Origin of the sequence: Sulfitobacter sp. M368 (assembly GCF_025141875.1) — a bacterium.
Lineage (GTDB): Bacteria > Pseudomonadota > Alphaproteobacteria > Rhodobacterales > Rhodobacteraceae > Sulfitobacter > Sulfitobacter mediterraneus_A.
The window spans coordinates 2,059,320-2,077,064 of record NZ_CP081113.1 but is presented as its reverse complement, the minus strand read 5'-3'; the positions used below and the strand labels follow the sequence as shown (position 1 = coordinate 2,077,064).

Sequence of the window (17,745 nt, the reverse complement as noted above, 5' to 3'; positions counted from 1 at the left end):
CAGCGCCCGAACCGCCCCCACGGGGCGGGCGCTTTGCTTCCTGCCCCTCGGTTCGGGCGCGACGGATCCTTATGGGCAGCAAAGTCCACAAACCCGATATTCAGCATATTCTCTGCACCCCGGCCTTGATCGCAAAGCAACCTAAAGAAAGTAAGCATTCACCGCATTGCCCCAAAAACGCCACAATTGATCAAAATCATGCCGCATTGCCCGGATACAACCGATTCAGGTAAATCGGAGCAGACCCATGCACACACTTCAGCAATCCTATCGCGGCCTTAGCCTGTTGGCGGATATCAACATGGATCGTCTGCTCTACATTGGTGCAATTGGTGCCGCTTTGGCGGCCGGGGCGTTCATCGGATCGCTCTGATCCTTTTGCCAGACCACTTCATGATGTTTCGACTTTGAAAAGCACTGCATAATGTAGTGCTTTTTTGCTTGTCCGGGTTTTGACAATCCGCGTTAACCTGCGTACTCAGGTTGGCAATGGATGTCGCAAAATTGGGTTTGAACCATGAGGCTGAATACCTGGGGCGGTGTGCCTGTGAAACAGGCGCGAAAGAAAGATTTCGCTAACGCAATTCGGGGCGCTTCTGTTTGCGCTTTGTTGTCAGTGGCTTGGCTGGTTCCAGCCGCCGAGGCGGTGGCGCAGGAGTACCGGTTTAACTCGGTTGTGATCAACGGAAACGAACGGATCGGCGACAGCGCGATCCTGTCGCGGGCCGGAATCAGGCGCGGGGCGGTGGTGTCAGGCGGTCAGCTGAATGACGCCTACCAGAACCTGCAAAACTCCGGATTGTTCGAAACGGTCGCGATTGAGCCGCGTGGCGGCACATTGGTGATCACGGTTACCGAACTGCCGACCCTGAACCGCGTGCGCTTTGAGGGCAACAAGCGGATCAAGGACGACAACCTGCAAGGGGTGATCACCTCGACCGAGCGGCGGGTGTTTAACCCGGCCCAGGCCGAGGCGGACGCAGCCGCAATTGTCGAGGCCTATGCCAACGATGGCCGGATCGCCGCACGTGTGCAGCCCCGCATCATCCGCCGCAGCCAGAACCGTGTGGATCTGGTGTTTGAAATCTTCGAAGGCGACAATGTCGAGATTGAACGGCTCAGCTTCTCCGGCAACCGCGTCTATTCGGACCGCCGTCTGCGCCGGGTGCTTGGTACCAAACAGGCTGGCTTGTTCCGGCGTCTGGTGCGCCGGGATACCTTTGTTGAAAGCCGTGTTGAGGCTGACAAACAGATGCTGCGCGATTTCTACCTGTCTCGCGGCTACGTCGATATGCGCACCACCGCGGTGAACGGCGAATTGACCGAAGAGCGCGACGGTTTCTTCGTGTCCTACAACATCACCGAGGGCCAGCAGTTCAGCTTTGGCGAAGTGAATGTTGTCTCCGAGATGCCGAATGTGGATGCCGACGTCTATCGCAAGATCATCAAGGTGCGGTCGGGTAAGATCTATTCACCCACCGTGGTTGAGGCGGACATCGCCCGTCTGGAACGTCAGGCGATCCGCGATGGTGTGGACTTCATGCGCGTTGAGCCACGGATCGAGCGCAATGACCGCGATCTGACGCTGAATGTGACCTATGTCCTCAGCCGTGGCCCGCGCGTGTTCGTGGAACGGATCGATATCGAGGGCAACACCACCACGCTTGACCGCGTCATCCGCCGTGAATTTGACAGTGTTGAAGGCGATCCCTTCAACCCGCGTGAAATCCGGCAGGCCGCCGAACGCATTCGCGCACTTGGGTTCTTTGAAACCGCTCAGGTGAACGCCCGCGAAGGCAGCAGCGGCGAACAGGTTGTTGTGGATGTGGATGTCGAGGAAAAACCAACCGGGTCTTTGAACTTTGGCGGGACATTCTCCAACAACGACGGCTTTGGTGTTGTGATCAGCTTTGCCGAGAACAACTTCCTCGGGCGCGGACAACGGCTTGGCCTGTCGCTTTCCACAGCGTCAGATGCAAAGCGGTACGGGATTAAATTCACCGAACCACGCCTGTTGGGCCGTGATTTGGCGTTTGGTCTTGAGCTGGATTATGCCGAAACAGATTCGCAATATTTCTCTTACGACACCAACAATTTCGTGTTCAGACCCAGCCTGACCTTCCCGGTCAGTGAAAATGGCCGTCTGCAACTGCGCTACACCGCAGAAGAGATCGAAACAGTGGCACGTGAGGTGCCGGTTCATGGCCTTACGGCGGCGGGCGACATCGCAGCCGGCGCGCAACTGTCGTCTTCCATCGGCTATGAATACACCTTTGACACCCGGCGCACCGGTCTCGACCCAACGTCGGGCGTGTTGTTCAAATTCAGCCAGGATTTTGCCGGACTTGGCGGCGACAGCAAATTCATTCGCACCACGGCGAAGGTTGTTGGGGAAAAGAAGATCTTTAACGAAGAGGTCACTTTGCGGGCGACCCTTGAGGGCGGCGCATTGGCGTGGTCCGAAGGCACCAACCGCATCGTGGACCGCTTTATCCTGACCCCGTCGATCATTCGCGGTTTTGAGCCGGGCGGCATTGGCCCGCGCGACGTGAGCGGCACAGCCAATGACCCATTGGGCGGCAACCTTTACGTCGCGGCGCGGTTCGAGGCGGAATTCCCGCTTGGTCTGCCCGAAGAATACGGGATCACCGGCGGCGTATTCTACGACGTTGGCAACCTGTGGGATCTCAGCGATGTGAACTACAACGGCGGAACCGTCGTTGGCGAAAGCGGTTCCTTCCGCCATGTGGTCGGCCTGTCTGTGTTCTGGCAAACCCCTGTCGGTCCGCTGCAGTTCAATGTCTCCAAGGCCCTGAAAAGCGAGACCTTTGACAAGGAACAAAGCTTTGAGGTCACGTTGCGCACCGAGTTCTAGGGCGATGAAATCGCCTTTTGCCTGCGTCATTGCGGTGCTGGCCCTGCTTGGGGCCACACCCACATATGCACAGCAACAAGGTGGCAGCAGTCTCAATCTCGGGTCCATCTCAAGCCCTTTGCTGACTTTGGATTCGGACCGGGTCTTTCTCGAAAGTGCCTTTGGCCGCCGCGTGGCGGGCGAGGTGGAAAGCAAGGCAGCAGAATTGGCCGCTGATTTTCGCCAGATCGAGGCAGAGCTCGAGGCAGAAGAGCGTGAATTGACCGATCTGCGCCCGACCTTGCCGGCAGAAGAATTTCGCGCGTTGGCGGACCAGTTTGATCAGAAGGTGCAAACCATCCGGCAGGAACAGGCTGCCAAGGAACGCGATCTGAACCAACTGCTCGACAAAGAGCGGGAAGTGTTTTTGGGGGCCGCGGCACCGGTCATGGAACAACTGATGCGCCGGAGCGGCGCCGTGGTGATCCTTGAGCGACGGTCGGTTTTCTACAGTGCCAACGCGATCGACATCACGGACGCCGCCATCGCGTTACTGGATGAAACATTGGGCAGCGGGATCGAGCCGAAGTAGCGCCGATCTGATGCTTGCCCCAATGGGCCTGAGTTGATAGCCCTGTTATACGCCCTTGCAATCAAAGGACATTCCATGAGCCAAGAGAAATTGCGCGCCGACATTCAAATGATTCAGCGCATCCTGCCGCACCGTTATCCGTTTTTGCTGGTCGATAAAGTCGAAGAGATCGACGGCACATCCTCCGCAGTGGGCTACAAGAACGTCACCATGAACGAGCCGCATTTTCAGGGCCATTTCCCCGGCACGCCGATCATGCCGGGCGTCACCATTGTCGAGGCGATGGCGCAGACCGCAGGCGTGATGGTTGGTGTGGCGCTGGAACAGATGGACAAGGAAATGTTGATCTATTTCATGTCCATCGACAAATGCAAATTCCGCCGCAAGGTTGTGCCGGGCGATGTGTTGCGCATGGACCTGAAGACTGTGCGGGGCAAACCGGGCGGCAAGGTCTGGCGATTTGCCGGTGTGGCCACCGTCGAGGGCGAAATGGCCGCTGAGGCGGAGTTTATGGCGATGCTGGATCTGCCGAAAGAGGGCGCATGAGCAACATCCACCCCTCAGCGGTGATCGAAGGCGGGGCGCAGATTGACCCCTCCGCCCTGGTGGGGCCATTTTGCGTGGTTGGTGCCCAGGTCGTCTTGCATGCAGGCGTGGTACTGAAAAGCCATGTAGTGGTCACCGGCCAGACCGAAGTTGGCGAAGGCACCGAAATATTTTCATTCGCGGTGATTGGCGAAATCCCCCAGGATCTGAAGTTCAAGGGCGAGGCCAGCCGCCTTGTGATCGGCAAGCGCAACCGCATCCGCGAACATGTCACCATGAACTGCGGCACTGAGGGTGGCGGCGGTTTGACCAAGGTTGGCGACGACGGCTTGTTCATGGCTGGCTGTCATATTGCCCATGACGCGATCATCGGCGACCGGGTGATTGTTGTGAACAGCGCCGCGGTGGCCGGCCATTGCGTGCTGGAGGATGACGTAATCATCGGTGGCCTGTCGGGCATTCACCAGTTTGTCCGCATCGGGCAGGGTGCCATCGTGGGGGCCGTGACGATGGTGACCAACGATGTGATCCCCTATGGGCTGGTGCAGGCCCCGCGCGGCGATCTGGATGGGCTTAACCTTGTCGGGCTTAAACGCCGCGGCGTGGCCCGCAGTGATATCACTGCCTTGCGCGCCGCTTTTCAGATGCTCGCCCAGGGCGAAGGCACATTTCATGACCGCGCCCGCCGTCTTGGTGAAGAAACCGAAAGCGACTACGTGCGCCAGCTTGTTGATTTTGTGGCCGCCGACAGCAGCCGCAATTTCCTGACCCCGAAATGACGCTGGCCTTGATCGCAGGGCGCGGCGATCTGCCCGCCAAAGTCGCCGCCGCGCAGGATCAGGCGCCATTGATCTGCGGCTATGAAGGCATGTTGCCCGACAGCGTGTCCGCTGATCTGACTTTCCGTCTTGAAACCCTTGGCACATTGCTGGTGCAACTGGGCGAGCGCGGCATCACAAGGGTTTGCTTTTGCGGAGCAATCGACCGGCCCGCGCTGGACCCGTCCAAGCTGGACGCAGAAACGCTACCGCTGGTACCGCTGTTTCAAAAGGCTCTGGCCGCAGGCGACAATGGCGCGTTGCAGATCCTGATGGAGATCTTTGAACAAACCGGGTTTGACGTGGTTGGCGCGGACGAATTGCTGCCCGACCTGGTCGCGCAGCAAGGGGTCTTGTCTGAAAAATGGCCCAATGCGCAAATGCGCAAGGATGCTGCCAAGGGTGAGGCGGTTCTGGCCGGTTTGGCCCCGCTCGACATCGGGCAAGCCTGCGTGATTGGCCGCGAACAGGTGCTGGGCGTCGAAACCATTGGCGGCACAGATCATCTGCTGTCCACATTGCCGCCCGAGGCGAAAGGCGCCGATGCGATCCTGTGCAAAGGGCCCAAAGAGGGCCAGATACGTGAGATCGACATGCCCACCATCGGGCCAAACACCCTGACCGCCGCCCATGCCGCCGGTCTGGCCGGTGTGGTGGTGGATGCAGGCGATGTGATCATCCTCGATCAGGACCGTTGCGCCGCCTTGGCCGATGAGCTGGGTCTCGTGCTATGGGTGCGGCGCGGGGGCGAAGGGTGAAGGTCTTTATCCTTGCCGGGGAGCCGTCTGGCGACAAGCTGGGCGGGGCCTTGATGGCAGGGTTAAAGGAGCTGCGCCCGGACGTGCAGTTCGACGGGATCGGGGGGCCGGAGATGATGGCCCAGGGGTTGGTCAGTCGTTTCGATATGACCGAATTGAGCGTCATGGGGCTGGCAGAGATCCTGCCGAAGTACCGGGCTTTGATGGCGCGGATAAACGAGACCGCGCAGGCGGTGATCGACACCGCACCCGATGTTTTGATCACCATCGACAGCCCCGATTTCTCGCTGCGCGTGGCGCGTCGGGTTAAGGCCAAAAGCAGCATCAGAACAGTGCATTACGTGGCGCCTTCCGTCTGGGCGTGGCGTCCGGGACGGGCAGAGAAAATGGCCCGTTGGGTCGATCATGTTCTGGCGCTTTTACCCTTTGAGCCCCCCTTCATGGAAGCGGCAGGCATGGCCTGTGATTTTGTCGGACATCCGGTGGTTGCGGAACCTGTGGCCCAGTCCGATGAAATTGCTGCGTTTCGGGCATCGATGGATCTGGCGGATGCGCCGCTTGCACTGATCCTGCCCGGATCGCGGCGCAGCGAGGTGAGCCGTTTGCTGCCGATCTTCCAACAGGTTGCCGCCCGATTGGTGCGGGCGCGGCCGGATCTGCGCATCGTGGTGCCCGCAGCCGGGCCGGTTGCTTCAGATGTGCGCCGGGCCATGCGCACCTGGGAAGGGCGACCGATCGTTCTGGACCCCACCGAGATGGAACTCAGCGCAGCGCAGGCGCAAAAACGGGCCGCCTTTGCCGCCGCCGATGTGGCGGTCGCGGCCTCTGGCACCGTATCGCTGGAACTGGCGGCGGCGGCCACACCCATGGTGATCGCCTATGACATGAATTGGCTCAGCCGCCAGATCATTGGCCGGATGGTCAAGATCGACACGGTGACACTGGTCAATCTGGTGTCGGAAACCCGTGCGGTGCCGGAGTTTATTGGCGCAAATTGCCGACCCGGACCCATTGCCGAGGCAGCGTTGAAGGTTCTGGATGACCCGCAAATGCAACTGGATGCGATGGCCCTGACGATGCAGCGTTTGGGGCAGGGCGGTGCAGCGCCAGGACTGCGCGCGGCGCAGGCTGTTTTAGGCCGGTTGCCGTAATGGCCGCGCCTTGCGGCGCGATTCTATCTGTTTTACGGATGGGGGACGCTGTCCCCCAGACCCCCTGAAGTATTTGGGGCCAAAAAGGGCGCAGGTGGGGCCTGGGCTAGCCTTTGTGGATCCAGCCCCCACCAAAGATGCGGCTGCTGTTCGGGTCATAGAACACACAAGCCTGACCGGGAGAGATGCCTTCCTCGGCGCTGAGCAGTTCCACCTCCGCGGTGGTGTCTGTGATCGGGCGCAGGATTGCGTCGCGTGGCGGGCGGGTGGATCGCACCCGGACCGCGATGGGCCATTCTTTCTGGGAGGTCAGGGGCATGTCGCCCAGCCAGTTGATCTCGCGCACCGGCACGCGGCGTGTGGCGAGCATGGATTTGGGGCCAACCACCACTTCCTTGCGGTCGGCGTCCAGTTTGACCACATAAAGCGGATCGGCCAGTCCGCCGATGCCAAGCCCGCGGCGCTGGCCGATTGTGTAGTGGATCACACCCTCGTGCTTTGCCAGGACATTGCCGTCCAGATCAACGATATTGCCCGGATCGGCCGCTTCGGGGCGCAGTTTGCGGATCACCGAAGCGTAATCGCCATTGGGCACAAAGCAGATGTCCTGGCTGTCCGGTTTCATCGCCACGCTGAGCCCGTATTTGGCGGCCAGGGCGCGGGTGTCGTCCTTGGACGGCAGATGGCCCAGCGGGAAGCGCAGGAAGTCGAGCTGTTCCGGGGTGGTGGAGAACAGAAAATAGCTTTGATCGCGGCTGGCATCAGCTGCGCTGTGCAGCTCCGGCCCGTCCGGGCCCATCTTGCGCTGGATGTAGTGGCCCGTCGCCATACAGTCCGCTTCGAGGTCTTTGGCTGTTTCCAGCAGATCTTTGAATTTGACCCGCTCGTTGCAACGGATGCAGGGCACAGGGGTTGCCCCGGCAAGATAGCTGTCGGCAAATTCGTCGATCACGGCATCCTGAAAGATGTTTTCGTAATCCAGCACGTAATGGGGAAAACCCATGTCTTCGGCCACGCGGCGGGCGTCGTGAATGTCGATCCCGGCGCAACAGGCGCCTTTCTTGGCCAATGCCGCGCCGTGGTCATAAAGCTGCAGGGTCACGCCAACCACGTCATAGCCTTCTTCGGCCAGCATCGCCGCCACAACGGAGCTGTCCACACCGCCGGACATAGCGACGACCACCCGCGTGTCGGCGGGCGCTTTGGCAAAGCCCAAGGAATTGAGCGGCGGGGTCTGGTCAAGGGGCATTGCAAGTCTCCGGGAGGCGTTAGTGGGGAATATAGGAAAATCCTATGCACTCACAAGGGGGGGGCTTCACCTGCCGTTAAGGAGGCTGGGTGCATCCCTAAGCCGCGGCAATTTGGAGTGGCTGATGTTTCTCAAGAAAGTGGATGGGCCCAGATCCGTGACCCTTGCGGATGGCACGGTGATGAGCCAGGCGGATCTTCCGCCGGCGCAGACCCGGCGCTGGGTGGCATCACGCAAGGCGGCGGTGGTGCGCGGGGTTTTGTATGGTTTGATCACGCAAGCCGAAGCGTTGCGCCGTTATCAGATCAGTGAAGAGGAATTTGTTGAATGGGTGCGCGCGGTTACAGATCATGGTGAGGCGGCGCTCAAGGCGACTACGGTACAAAAATATAGACAACTTTAAGTTGTTAACGTAATGTTATCCACATGGGTAACGGGTGGTTAACCTTTTTTGTTCACGATCCAGTCCAATGTCGTAATGACCGTGCGGAGGAACCAAATGCGCGTATTGCTTGTTGAAGATGATCCAACGACCTCTCGAAGCATTGAATTGATGCTGACCCATGCAAACCTGAATGTCTATGCGACCGATCTGGGGGAGGAAGGCATCGATCTGGCCAAGCTGTATGATTATGATTTGATCTTACTGGATCTCGATTTGCCGGATATGAACGGCCATGAGGTGCTGCGCCAGCTTCGGCTCAGCCGGATTGAGACGCCCATTCTGATTCTGTCAGGGTCCGACGATACGGAAAGCAAGATCAAGGGTTTCGGTTTTGGGGCAGACGATTATCTGACAAAACCCTTCCACCGCGAAGAACTTGTTGCCCGTATCCATGCGATTATTCGCCGGTCCAAAGGGCATTCGCAATCGGTGATCAAAACCGGGCAGATTGCCGTCAATCTGGATGCCAAGACGGTGAGCGTGGATGACGCCACGGTGCACCTGACCGGAAAAGAATATCAAATGCTCGAACTGTTATCTTTGCGCAAAGGCACGACGCTGACCAAAGAGATGTTCCTGAACCACCTTTATGGCGGGATGGATGAGCCTGAGTTGAAGATCATTGATGTTTTCATCTGCAAACTGCGCAAAAAGCTCAGCTTGGCGACGGGTGGCGAAAATTACATCGAAACGGTTTGGGGGCGCGGCTATGTCCTGCGCGATCCGGAACCGGCAAGCATGGACATTGCTGCCACCGGATAACCGGCCAAGACCGGGGCGGAAACTGCTAGACCTGCTGTGCCCTGCCACCTATCTAAGGGGTGACTGGAACAGGCAAAAAGGGGCAGGGCCGTGACATCCGAAATAGCGGTTGATGCGCTAAGCAAAACCCAGGCTGAAGCAGAGCTGGCCCGTCTGGCGCAGATCCTGTTGGCTGCAAATAATGCCTACCATGGCGCAGATGACCCTGACATTTCGGATGCAGAATATGACAGGCTCAAGCGCCGTAACTCTGCAATTGAGCTTCGTTTCCCCGAGTTGAAACGGGATGACAGCCCAACCGAACAAGTGGGGGCCGCGCCCGCCGCAGGGTTTTCCAAAGTTGCCCATGAAGTGGCGATGCTGTCCTTGTCCAACGCTTTTGATGCGGAAGACGTGCGCGAATTTGATGGACGTATTCGGAAGTACCTCGGCCTGGCGGCGGATGCGCCTTTGCGTTACACGGCAGAGCCCAAAATTGATGGTCTGTCCCTTTCCTTGCGCTATGAGAACGGCGTTTTGGTGCAGGCGGCCACCCGCGGTGATGGCGAAACGGGTGAAAACGTCACTGCAAACGCAAAAACCATTGCCGATGTGCCACACCAGATCGAGACCGATCTGTCGGTTCTTGAGGTGCGCGGTGAGGTTTATATGAGCCATGCCGATTTTGATGCCCTCAACCACAGACAGCAAGACAAGGGCGACAAGACCTTTGCCAACCCCCGAAACGCCGCGGCCGGATCGCTGCGGCAATTGGACACCGAAATCACCAGATCGCGCCCATTGAGGTTTTTCGCCTATGCTTGGGGCGCTTTGTCTGATCCTCTGGCCGATACGCAAATGGGGGCGATTGAACGGTTGAGTGGATTTGGGTTTTCGACAAACCCGCTCACCACTTTGTGCAATGGGCCGCAACAGATGCTGGACCACTATGCCAAGATCGAGACCCAGCGCGCAACGCTTGGCTATGACATTGATGGCGTCGTTTATAAAGTGAACGATCTGGCGCTTCAGGGCAGGCTTGGATTTCGCTCAACCACGCCGCGTTGGGCCATTGCGCATAAATTTCCGGCAGAGCTGGCCTGGACCCGCCTGGAGGGTATCGATATTCAAGTTGGCCGCACAGGTGCATTGTCGCCCGTCGCGCGCTTGCATCCGGTGACAGTGGGCGGCGTTGTTGTGTCAAACGCGACCCTGCACAACGAGGACTACATCAAAGGGTTTGACAGCAAGGGCGCAGAAATTCGCCAGGGCAAGGACATCCGGGTAGGCGATTGGGTACAGGTTTATCGTGCGGGCGATGTGATCCCGAAAGTTGCCGATGTAGATCTGAGCAAACGGGAGGCGGACGCCGCACCCTATGCGTTCCCGCACATCTGCCCCGAATGTGGATCAGAAGCCGTCAGGGAGCCGGGAGATGCTGTGCGCCGCTGTACAGGTGGATTGATTTGCCCGGCGCAAGCTGTTGAAAAATTGAAACATTTTGTATCACGCGGTGCCTTCGACATCGACGGTCTTGGTGCAAAACAGATCGAACAATTCTACGCCGATGGCTGGATCGCGGAACCTGCGGATATTTTCACACTGAGAAAGCGCTTCGGCGAGGGGCTGCAACAGCTCAAAAACCGTGAAGGTTGGGGAGAAAAATCCGCTGCCAATCTCTTTGACGCGATTGACGACAAACGAAATATCCCGCTGGGACGGTTAATCTTTGCCCTTGGCATTCGCCATGTCGGAGAGGCAGCCTCGAACCTCTTCGCGCTGCATTACGGCACCTGGGAGGCCTTCGAAAGCGCTGTGGTGGCTGCGGCGGATCCGGACAGCAACGCCTGGGTCGACCTCATCGGCGTGGATGGCGTGGGCACCGTCATGGCCGGATCGTTGGTCAGCGCCTTTGCCCAAGAGGCCGAACGCGCGTCCATTGATCGGCTTGTGGCGCATCTTTCGGTCAAACCGGCGCAGCGGGCCGACACCAGCGGCAGCCCGGTTGCCGGAAAAACTGTGGTTTTCACCGGAACACTGGAAAAAATGACCCGCGCTGAAGCCAAAGCCCGTGCCGAACGGCTTGGTGCCAAGGTGTCCGGATCGGTCAGTGCCAAGACAGATATCCTTGTCGCGGGCCCGGGCGCGGGATCCAAAGCCAAAAAGGCGGCGGAACTTGGGATAGAAACCTTGGACGAGGACGGCTGGCTGTCCCTGATCGAGGGCGCATGAGCACTCGGCCGGAGCCACTTTTCCCGCTTTTTGCCGGCCTTGAAACCCTTGACGGGGTCGGGCCGAAGACCGCGCAGCATTTTGCACAACTTGGTGTCGCTGCACCCCGTGACCTGTTGTTTACATTGCCCTATTCAGGCATCGATCGCGCCCTTTCCGTCACCGTCAAAGATGCCCTTTTGCCGGCAACTCTGACGGTTGCGATCACCGTTGGGGCCCATCGTCCGTCACGCAATCGCAATGGTGCTTACCGGATTCACGTAGAGGATGCACAAACCAGTTTCCAATTGGTGTATTTTCATGCGCGGGGTGATTATTTGGCACGGCAACTGCCGGAGGGGTCTCGGCGGATCGTGTCAGGCCGGGTGGAACTGTTCGACGGTGTCGCCCAAATGGTCCATCCGGATTTTGCTGTGCCGGAAGATGACCTAAGCGACATTCCAGCGTTTGAGCCGGTCTATCCGCTGACCAGCGGGATCACGCAAAAACTGATGTACAAGGCCACCCGCGCCGCGATCAGCCGGATACCGGAAATGGCGGAGTGGGTTGATTCAGAACAGAAAAAGGCGGCTGGTTGGCCGGGGTTCGCGGATGCTGTCCGTGCGGCGCATGATCCGGAAAAACTGTCTGATCTGGCCGCAACCGCGTCCCCGCGTGAACGGCTGGCCTATGATGAGCTTTTCGCCCACCAGATTACGCTGGCCCTCGCACGCCAACGGGAGCGGCGCAAATCGGGGCGCGAAACCCATGGGGATGGCCAGTTGCAAGCGCGGGTTCTGGCGTCACTGCCCTACAAGCCGACGGGGGCGCAAAGCCGTGCCGTCGAGGAAATCACAACCGACATGGCCAGTGCCCAACGGATGAACCGGTTGTTGCAAGGGGATGTGGGTGCGGGCAAGACGCTGGTTGCGTTCTTGGCTTTGTTACGCGCGGTTGAGGCAGGCGGGCAGGGCGTTTTGATGGCGCCAACCGAGATTCTGGCCCGCCAACATTTGCAAGGGCTGCGGCCTATGGCCGAAGAGGCCGGTGTGGTTCTCGAAATTCTCACTGGGCGCGACAAGGGAGCGGAAAGACAAGCCAAAATCGACGCGCTGCAGCGCGGGGATATTCAGGTTTTGGTTGGCACCCATGCGGTGTTTCAGGCCGATGTGCATTTTCGCGATCTGCGGTTGGCTGTGGTGGACGAACAGCACCGGTTTGGTGTTCGGCAGCGGTTGGAGCTTGGTCAGAAGGGGGACAGGGCGGATATTCTGGTGATGACGGCGACGCCGATCCCCCGCAGTCTGGCGCTGGCGCAATATGGCGATATGGATGTTTCGGTGCTGGACGAAAAACCGCCGGGCCGCCAGCCGATCAAGACCGCTTTGATCAGCACGGAAAAGCTGGATCAGGTGATTGACCGCCTGCGTGCCGCGATTGCGGACGGGCGACAATGCTATTGGGTTTGTCCATTGGTTGAAGAGAGCGAGGCCAGCGATCTCATCGCCGCTGAAGAGCGTTTCAAACGCCTGCGTGCGGCCTTGGGTGAAGGGGTGGCGGGGTTGGTCCATGGTCAAATGCCCGCCGCCGAGAAAGACGCGGCGATGCGGGCTTTTCAAGAGGGAAAGACCAAGGTTCTGGTGGCCACCACCGTCATCGAGGTGGGGGTCGATGTGCCAAACGCGACCATCATGGTGGTGGAACGGGCTGAAATATTTGGCCTTGCGCAATTGCATCAGTTGCGCGGTCGGGTGGGGCGCGGGCAGGCGGCATCGACTTGCCTTTTGATGTATCAACACCCCCTGTCCGAGACCGGTCAGCGCCGGCTTGAAGTGCTGCGTGATACTGAAGACGGCTTTGTGATTGCCGAGACTGATCTGCAAATGCGGGGCACAGGCGATTTGATCGGGACGGCGCAATCCGGGGTGCCACGGTTCAAGGTCGCAGACCTTGAAAGGCAGGCGGGCTTGATGGCAACCGCGCAATCAGATGCCCGAAAATTGTTGAACGATGATCCCGCACTGGAAACGGAACGCGGCAAAGCGGTCCGGATGCTTTTATGGCTCATGCGGCAGGATGAAGCTATTCGTTTGATTTCAGTTGGTTAACCTCTGACGTTCCATTTTGTTCGCAAATGTTCTCATAAAGTTCTTTACAGAGGCTTAAGAAAATGAGAACAAAGAGGCAACAGAACAGGAGGTTCACATGATCACACTCAAAACACTCAAGATGATTGCATCACGGTCTCATGCAACATTGTTGCAGGATTCCATTGGCGCCGCTGCTTTGATTGTCATGTTTGTGGTTGGCCTGCATCTGCCTGCTTTTGTTTGATTTCTGCCTGCGGTCTCTTGCCGCTGTTGCTGTCGCATCCGTCCCAATTTGATGCACCAACGGTCACTGCCTGTCTTGTTGGATCTGGTTTTCCATACAGCGCAGCGGGTCCCACATGAGAAACGCTTTCCTTGCGCCGCCATCCCCTGCCGGGATGTGCGGCGTTTTTTTGTCTGCGGGTCGGATCAATAGCCATAGGCCAATCGCAGACCGCCCCAATGACGCCCCGCGGCATAGATCGGCGCGGACAGGTCTTTCATCAATTTGAATTCCCCGCCGCCCATGTCACGGCGGTAGACCTGCAACAGGAAATTCTCGGTGTTGCGGCCGGCCTTTAGGCCCACACGATCATCAAAGATCCGCCGGTTCCGGCAATTGGCGGTATTCCACACCGGATCGTCGCCCTGCGGGTGCGAGAATTTCAGGTTGTGCGTGGGCAGATAGCCGTTGGTGTCAACGGCGGCGCAAAACACGACCCTACGATCGAATTTGAAAGCGGGCTCCTGAAAATCCGGCAGCAATTGATCCAGAAAATCATTGGCCTGGGTTAAGACCTGTTCGGGATTTGTATTGGGGATGGGCCTGTAGTTCCGGTCAAACAACTGTTCCATGGCGATTGTGCCGTCGGACAAGGCTTGATCAAAGGCCTGCGACACTTCGCGGGCGGTTTTTTGAACAAAGCTGATGAAGGGCGCATCGATCGACGCACCGCCAAGCGCGGCAGAATGCTGGACAATCTGCTCTGACGTTTCAATCAGGTTCAGCATACGGGTGTTGGTCTTGGCAATGCCGGTGGTCGCCTCGCGCACGGTGCTGTCAATCTCGCGCACCGCCGGGCTGAGCCGTTGCATGGCGTCCTTGACCCTCTGTGTGCGCGACGAAATCTTCTGGATCTGGGCATGTTCGCTTTCGATGGTGGCTTCCATCCGGCGGAGCGCAGTGTCGGTTTCTTCGGATTTGCCCAGCACATCGGTGGCATTGTCCGCGGCATTCTTGGCTTCCCTGCCAAGGTCTGAGATCCAGCTTGTCAGATTCTCGATGTTTTGCGAAATCTGGGTCGCGGCGACGCTGGTTTTTTGTGACAGATCGTTGATCGCATCGGCCACCACGGCAAATCCGCGCCCGGCGTCGCCGGCCCGCGCTGCCTCGATCTTTGCGTTGATCGCCAATGTGTTGACCTGCGCGGCAATCACGGCAATCTCGCTGTTATTGGCCTTGACCGCGTTCAGGGTGTCGCCCACAGACCCGGTGCGATCCCGCACGGATTTGACCCAACCGGCCACGTTGCGGGTGCGGTCCCCGACATCGCGTACCAAGGTGACGGAGGTCTTTACGTCGCTCAACGCCTGATCCGATGTGACAGTCAGCGCGTCCACCAAGGTGCCCATTTCGTCATTGACGCTGGTCACTTCTTTGGCGCTGGCCCCCAGGGCATCAAGGGCCGACCGTTGGTGTTTTGCATGATTGTCCGCAAGATCCAGAAATCCCGCGATATCGACAATCTCAAAGCCAAGCGCCGCCGCGGCCTTGGCCAGCTTGTCCATCCGCCCGGTGGCATCAATGGGGATTTGCGCGGTCATATGCCCTCCTGATCTTCCATCAGGCAAGGCTTCGCAGGAATTGACTTACAATTTGCTAATTTTTTCCACGCCATCGGCTTTGCGCATGGCCTCGGCGATGGCTTCAATCGCCAACATGATCGAGGCATGGCGGTTCTTGTAATCCACAGCGGGGATCAACACCTCAAACCCGTCAAAGGGCGCATCCGGTACACGACCGGACCCTTTAAGCATCGCATGCAGCTGGTCACGGCCCTTTTCGATCACACCAAGCGTTTGACCGGGCGCAGCCGCCCCCGTCACAGCAGCGGCTGCCTGACCCAGTGCACAGGCCTTCACATCCTGTCCGAGGGATGTGAGCACGCCGTCCTTCACCGCAACATCCACCGTTACCGTCGATCCGCACAAGGGCGAGCGGCGTTTGACCGTCGCATCGGCATCCTCCAATCGGCCCAGATGCGGGATCTCTGCGGCCAGCGCCAGAATACGCGCAGAGTACAATTTGATCAGATCGGTCTCGCCGGACATGGCTGTTTCCTTTGTCGCTTATTGCCTACATAAGCTCTTGAGACAAAGATGCAAAACTTTTGAAGAGGCCGCAAATGACCTTTGATCCCGAGACTTTGAAATTCAACGAGGCTGGATTGCTGCCGGTGATTGCGCAGGACGCCGACAGCCTTGAGGTCCTGATGCTGGCCTGGATGAACGCGCAGAGCATTCAGCGCACTCTGGACAGTGGAAACGTCACCTATTGGAGCCGGTCGCGGCAGGAATATTGGGTCAAGGGCGCGACCAGTGGCCATCATCAGGAATTGATCGATTTGCGTTATGATTGTGACCGCGACTGCATCCTGGTTCTGGTCCGGCAAACCGGCCCGGCCTGTCACACCGGACGGCGCAGCTGTTTCTACACGGCCGTCCGTGAAGGTGCAGAGGTTGAGCTGTCAAAGCCGCTGTAAAGCAATCTACAAGGTCAATTTCGTCTTTTAAGGCATTGCCAAAGAACGAATTTCCTGACGGGAAAGCCCTTCTGACCGATACAGCGAAATTGCCCGCGCATCATCCCGTTTTGCCAACCGCTTGCCGTGTTCATCCCTGACGAGATCATGATGATGATAGATTGGCTGTGGCAGGTTCAGAAGATGTTGCAGGACCACATGGATCTTGGTGGCATCGAACAGATCCTGCCCGCGCACAACGTGAGTGATCTCTTGCGCCGCATCATCAAGCACGACGGACAGGTGATAAGAGGTCCCCATATCGCGCCGCGCCAAGACGATATCGCCAATCTCGTGGATCATTTGATCGGCGGTGAAGGTGATACGCCCATGCGCTCCCGACGGACCATTGCCGGTTTCCTCAAATATAAAGGCCTCTTGGCCCGCAACAGCGCGGGCCATATCAAGACGCAGCGCCGCATCTGTAGGTATCGTATCGGGCCGGTCTTCCGAATTGTCCGGGCGGCAGGTGCCCGGATAGACAAGGCCGTCCGGCCCGATCAAGGGGTCGGCACCTTCTTGCGGTGCCGCAACCGCCGCAGCGATGTCTTTGCGGCTGCAATGACACGCATAGATCAGTTTGCGATCCCAAAGAGTTTGCAAAGTGTGTTTGTAAATTTGCAAACGTTCCGATTGCCGCATGACCGGTTTTGACCAGCTTAGCCCCAACCAGGTCAGATCTTCATAGATCTGGTTTTCCCATTCCGGCCTTGCGCGGGACCGATCAATATCCTCGATCCGCAGCAGGAATTCCCCCTCATGCTGCACCGCCATGTCATGGGCGAGCAGAGCAGAAAAAGCATGTCCAAGGTGCAGCGGGCCGGTTGGTGACGGCGCAAATCTGGTGCGAAACATCAATTCTTTTCAAGTACATATACCTTGGCCTTAAGGCCAATGCCGGGAATATGATCGCCGTGTTTCACAAACAATAGCCGCGCCGCGCCGCAATCTGTCCATTCCATCACACGGGCCTCGTATTGCGGCTCTTGCAGCGCATGATCATTGAAGGAAAACACAAACAGCCCCGATTTTGCCAACCCCCGCATTATGGTGTCAAACACCGAAATTGGCGCAGCTCCGGCACCGATAACACCAATCGCGGCAATCGCTGCATAGTCACCGGGCCTATGGCCCAGATCCTGACCGGGTTCGATCTGTCTCAGGTCGCGGTAGACCGATTTGCCCTTCGCCTGCGCCAACATATCCGCAGAAACATCAAGGCCATCAATGGTCTCGAACCCGGCCAACCGCAACGCCAGACCGGACAGGCCCGTACCGCACCCAAAATCGAGGACCGGACGGGATTTGTCAGCCGCGTGTTGCGCCAATGCCGCCGCACAGCGACCCGGCGTGGCATAGCCATGTTCGCCCAATTCGGCCTCATAGCTTGCCGCCCAATCATCGTATAATTTGCGGGTTTCGTCGGCATCCCGCGCGCCATATGCCTTGTCCAGAAATCTTTCACTCATGACACAAGCGTAGGTTCCCC

At 58.4% G+C, this 17,745-nt stretch carries 18 protein-coding genes; 13 read left to right on the top strand and 5 right to left on the bottom strand.

The annotated features are described in order from the left end of the window. Window positions 1-247: 247 nt before the first annotated feature. The 7 genes from K3754_RS10425 (at window position 248) to lpxB (ending at window position 6,719) form a co-directional block, all read left to right on the top strand. Window positions 248-373, top strand: coding sequence for a hypothetical protein (locus tag K3754_RS10425; RefSeq protein WP_259274286.1), 126 nt, complete (start codon window positions 248-250; stop codon window positions 371-373). Window positions 374-517: 144 nt separating this feature from the next. Then, window positions 518-2,875, top strand: coding sequence for an outer membrane protein assembly factor BamA (bamA, locus tag K3754_RS10420; RefSeq protein ID WP_259937090.1), 2,358 nt, complete (start codon window positions 518-520; stop codon window positions 2,873-2,875). Between the two features lie 4 nt (window positions 2,876-2,879). Next, window positions 2,880-3,446: an OmpH family outer membrane protein gene (locus K3754_RS10415; protein WP_259937089.1), complete on the top strand. Its 567-nt coding sequence runs from the start codon at window positions 2,880-2,882 to the stop codon at window positions 3,444-3,446. 75 nt (window positions 3,447-3,521) lie between these two features. Beyond that, entirely contained in the window at window positions 3,522-3,992 is a 471-nt protein-coding gene (gene fabZ, locus K3754_RS10410; protein ID WP_259937088.1) for a 3-hydroxyacyl-ACP dehydratase FabZ, read from the top strand. Then, window positions 3,989-4,771, top strand: a complete 783-nt coding sequence (gene lpxA / locus K3754_RS10405; RefSeq protein ID WP_259937087.1) for an acyl-ACP--UDP-N-acetylglucosamine O-acyltransferase — start codon at window positions 3,989-3,991, stop codon at window positions 4,769-4,771. Before fabZ ends, lpxA begins: the two co-directional genes overlap by 4 nt. After that, window positions 4,768-5,568: an LpxI family protein gene (locus K3754_RS10400; protein ID WP_203211124.1), complete on the top strand. Its 801-nt coding sequence runs from the start codon at window positions 4,768-4,770 to the stop codon at window positions 5,566-5,568. The genes lpxA and K3754_RS10400 overlap by 4 nt, the downstream gene beginning before the upstream one ends. Next, window positions 5,565-6,719, top strand: a complete 1,155-nt coding sequence (lpxB, locus tag K3754_RS10395) for a lipid-A-disaccharide synthase (RefSeq protein WP_259937086.1) — start codon at window positions 5,565-5,567, stop codon at window positions 6,717-6,719. The genes K3754_RS10400 and lpxB overlap by 4 nt, the downstream gene beginning before the upstream one ends. 106 nt (window positions 6,720-6,825) lie before the next feature. Here the strand turns inward: lpxB and mnmA are convergent, their stop codons facing one another. Then, entirely contained in the window at window positions 6,826-7,968 is a 1,143-nt protein-coding gene (gene mnmA / locus K3754_RS10390; protein WP_203211126.1) for a tRNA 2-thiouridine(34) synthase MnmA, read from the bottom strand. A 124-nt stretch (window positions 7,969-8,092) separates the two neighbouring features. Between mnmA and K3754_RS10385 the strand changes: the two genes are divergently transcribed. The 5 genes from K3754_RS10385 (at window position 8,093) to K3754_RS10365 (ending at window position 13,699) form a co-directional block, all read left to right on the top strand. Beyond that, window positions 8,093-8,371 carry a DUF1153 domain-containing protein gene (locus tag K3754_RS10385; RefSeq protein ID WP_203211127.1) on the top strand — a complete coding sequence of 93 codons (279 nt, stop codon included), beginning with the start codon at window positions 8,093-8,095 and terminating at the stop codon, window positions 8,369-8,371. Between the two features lie 96 nt (window positions 8,372-8,467). Continuing rightward, window positions 8,468-9,175, top strand: coding sequence for a response regulator transcription factor CtrA (gene ctrA, locus K3754_RS10380; protein WP_203211128.1), 708 nt, complete (start codon window positions 8,468-8,470; stop codon window positions 9,173-9,175). Between the two features lie 90 nt (window positions 9,176-9,265). Continuing rightward, entirely contained in the window at window positions 9,266-11,386 is a 2,121-nt protein-coding gene (ligA, locus tag K3754_RS10375; RefSeq protein ID WP_259937085.1) for an NAD-dependent DNA ligase LigA, read from the top strand. Then, window positions 11,383-13,473: an ATP-dependent DNA helicase RecG gene (gene recG / locus K3754_RS10370; RefSeq protein WP_259937076.1), complete on the top strand. Its 2,091-nt coding sequence runs from the start codon at window positions 11,383-11,385 to the stop codon at window positions 13,471-13,473. Before ligA ends, recG begins: the two co-directional genes overlap by 4 nt. A 97-nt stretch (window positions 13,474-13,570) precedes the next feature. Continuing rightward, window positions 13,571-13,699: a hypothetical protein gene (locus K3754_RS10365; protein WP_259943427.1), complete on the top strand. Its 129-nt coding sequence runs from the start codon at window positions 13,571-13,573 to the stop codon at window positions 13,697-13,699. Window positions 13,700-13,884: 185 nt separating this feature from the next. On the opposite strand, the gene K3754_RS10360 is transcribed toward K3754_RS10365, so the two are convergent. Together K3754_RS10360 and K3754_RS10355 are read right to left on the bottom strand one after the other, a co-directional pair. After that, a complete protein-coding gene (locus K3754_RS10360) occupies window positions 13,885-15,279 on the bottom strand; it encodes a methyl-accepting chemotaxis protein (RefSeq protein WP_259937074.1) in 1,395 nt (464 codons plus the stop codon). A 45-nt stretch (window positions 15,280-15,324) separates the two neighbouring features. Further along, complete coding sequence (locus K3754_RS10355; protein ID WP_259937072.1) at window positions 15,325-15,786, bottom strand: iron-sulfur cluster assembly scaffold protein; 462 nt, start codon at window positions 15,784-15,786, stop codon at window positions 15,325-15,327. A gap of 74 nt (window positions 15,787-15,860) precedes the next feature. On the opposite strand from K3754_RS10355, the gene hisI reads away from it, so the two are divergent. Further along, window positions 15,861-16,217 (top strand): phosphoribosyl-AMP cyclohydrolase, encoded by a 357-nt coding sequence (gene hisI, locus K3754_RS10350; RefSeq protein WP_259937070.1) that lies wholly within the window; start codon window positions 15,861-15,863, stop codon window positions 16,215-16,217. Between the two features lie 27 nt (window positions 16,218-16,244). On the opposite strand, the gene gluQRS is transcribed toward hisI, so the two are convergent. Together gluQRS and K3754_RS10340 are read right to left on the bottom strand one after the other, a co-directional pair. Continuing rightward, window positions 16,245-17,111, bottom strand: coding sequence for a tRNA glutamyl-Q(34) synthetase GluQRS (gluQRS, locus tag K3754_RS10345; RefSeq protein WP_259937068.1), 867 nt, complete (start codon window positions 17,109-17,111; stop codon window positions 16,245-16,247). Further along, window positions 17,111-17,725 (bottom strand): class I SAM-dependent methyltransferase, encoded by a 615-nt coding sequence (locus tag K3754_RS10340; protein WP_259937066.1) that lies wholly within the window; start codon window positions 17,723-17,725, stop codon window positions 17,111-17,113. The genes gluQRS and K3754_RS10340 overlap by 1 nt, the downstream gene beginning before the upstream one ends. Window positions 17,726-17,745 lie beyond the last annotated feature (20 nt).

What these genes read in the sequence shown, in the direction of transcription:
- bamA (WP_259937090.1), top strand. Translation starts at nt 518, where the DNA reads ATGAGGCTGAATACCTGGGGCGGTGTGCCTGTGAAACAGGCGCGAAAG.
- lpxA (WP_259937087.1), top strand. Translation starts at nt 3,989, where the DNA reads ATGAGCAACATCCACCCCTCAGCGGTGATCGAAGGCGGGGCGCAGATT.
- gluQRS (WP_259937068.1), bottom strand. Translation starts at nt 17,111, where the DNA reads ATGTTTCGCACCAGATTTGCGCCGTCACCAACCGGCCCGCTGCACCTT.
- K3754_RS10415 (WP_259937089.1), top strand. Translation starts at nt 2,880, where the DNA reads ATGAAATCGCCTTTTGCCTGCGTCATTGCGGTGCTGGCCCTGCTTGGG.
- K3754_RS10365 (WP_259943427.1), top strand. Translation starts at nt 13,571, where the DNA reads ATGATCACACTCAAAACACTCAAGATGATTGCATCACGGTCTCATGCA.
- K3754_RS10360 (WP_259937074.1), bottom strand. Translation starts at nt 15,279, where the DNA reads ATGACCGCGCAAATCCCCATTGATGCCACCGGGCGGATGGACAAGCTG.
- K3754_RS10355 (WP_259937072.1), bottom strand. Translation starts at nt 15,786, where the DNA reads ATGTCCGGCGAGACCGATCTGATCAAATTGTACTCTGCGCGTATTCTG.
- K3754_RS10400 (WP_203211124.1), top strand. Translation starts at nt 4,768, where the DNA reads ATGACGCTGGCCTTGATCGCAGGGCGCGGCGATCTGCCCGCCAAAGTC.
- mnmA (WP_203211126.1), bottom strand. Translation starts at nt 7,968, where the DNA reads ATGCCCCTTGACCAGACCCCGCCGCTCAATTCCTTGGGCTTTGCCAAA.
- fabZ (WP_259937088.1), top strand. Translation starts at nt 3,522, where the DNA reads ATGAGCCAAGAGAAATTGCGCGCCGACATTCAAATGATTCAGCGCATC.
- K3754_RS10340 (WP_259937066.1), bottom strand. Translation starts at nt 17,725, where the DNA reads ATGAGTGAAAGATTTCTGGACAAGGCATATGGCGCGCGGGATGCCGAC.
- hisI (WP_259937070.1), top strand. Translation starts at nt 15,861, where the DNA reads ATGACCTTTGATCCCGAGACTTTGAAATTCAACGAGGCTGGATTGCTG.
- K3754_RS10385 (WP_203211127.1), top strand. Translation starts at nt 8,093, where the DNA reads ATGTTTCTCAAGAAAGTGGATGGGCCCAGATCCGTGACCCTTGCGGAT.
- recG (WP_259937076.1), top strand. Translation starts at nt 11,383, where the DNA reads ATGAGCACTCGGCCGGAGCCACTTTTCCCGCTTTTTGCCGGCCTTGAA.
- ctrA (WP_203211128.1), top strand. Translation starts at nt 8,468, where the DNA reads ATGCGCGTATTGCTTGTTGAAGATGATCCAACGACCTCTCGAAGCATT.
- K3754_RS10425 (WP_259274286.1), top strand. Translation starts at nt 248, where the DNA reads ATGCACACACTTCAGCAATCCTATCGCGGCCTTAGCCTGTTGGCGGAT.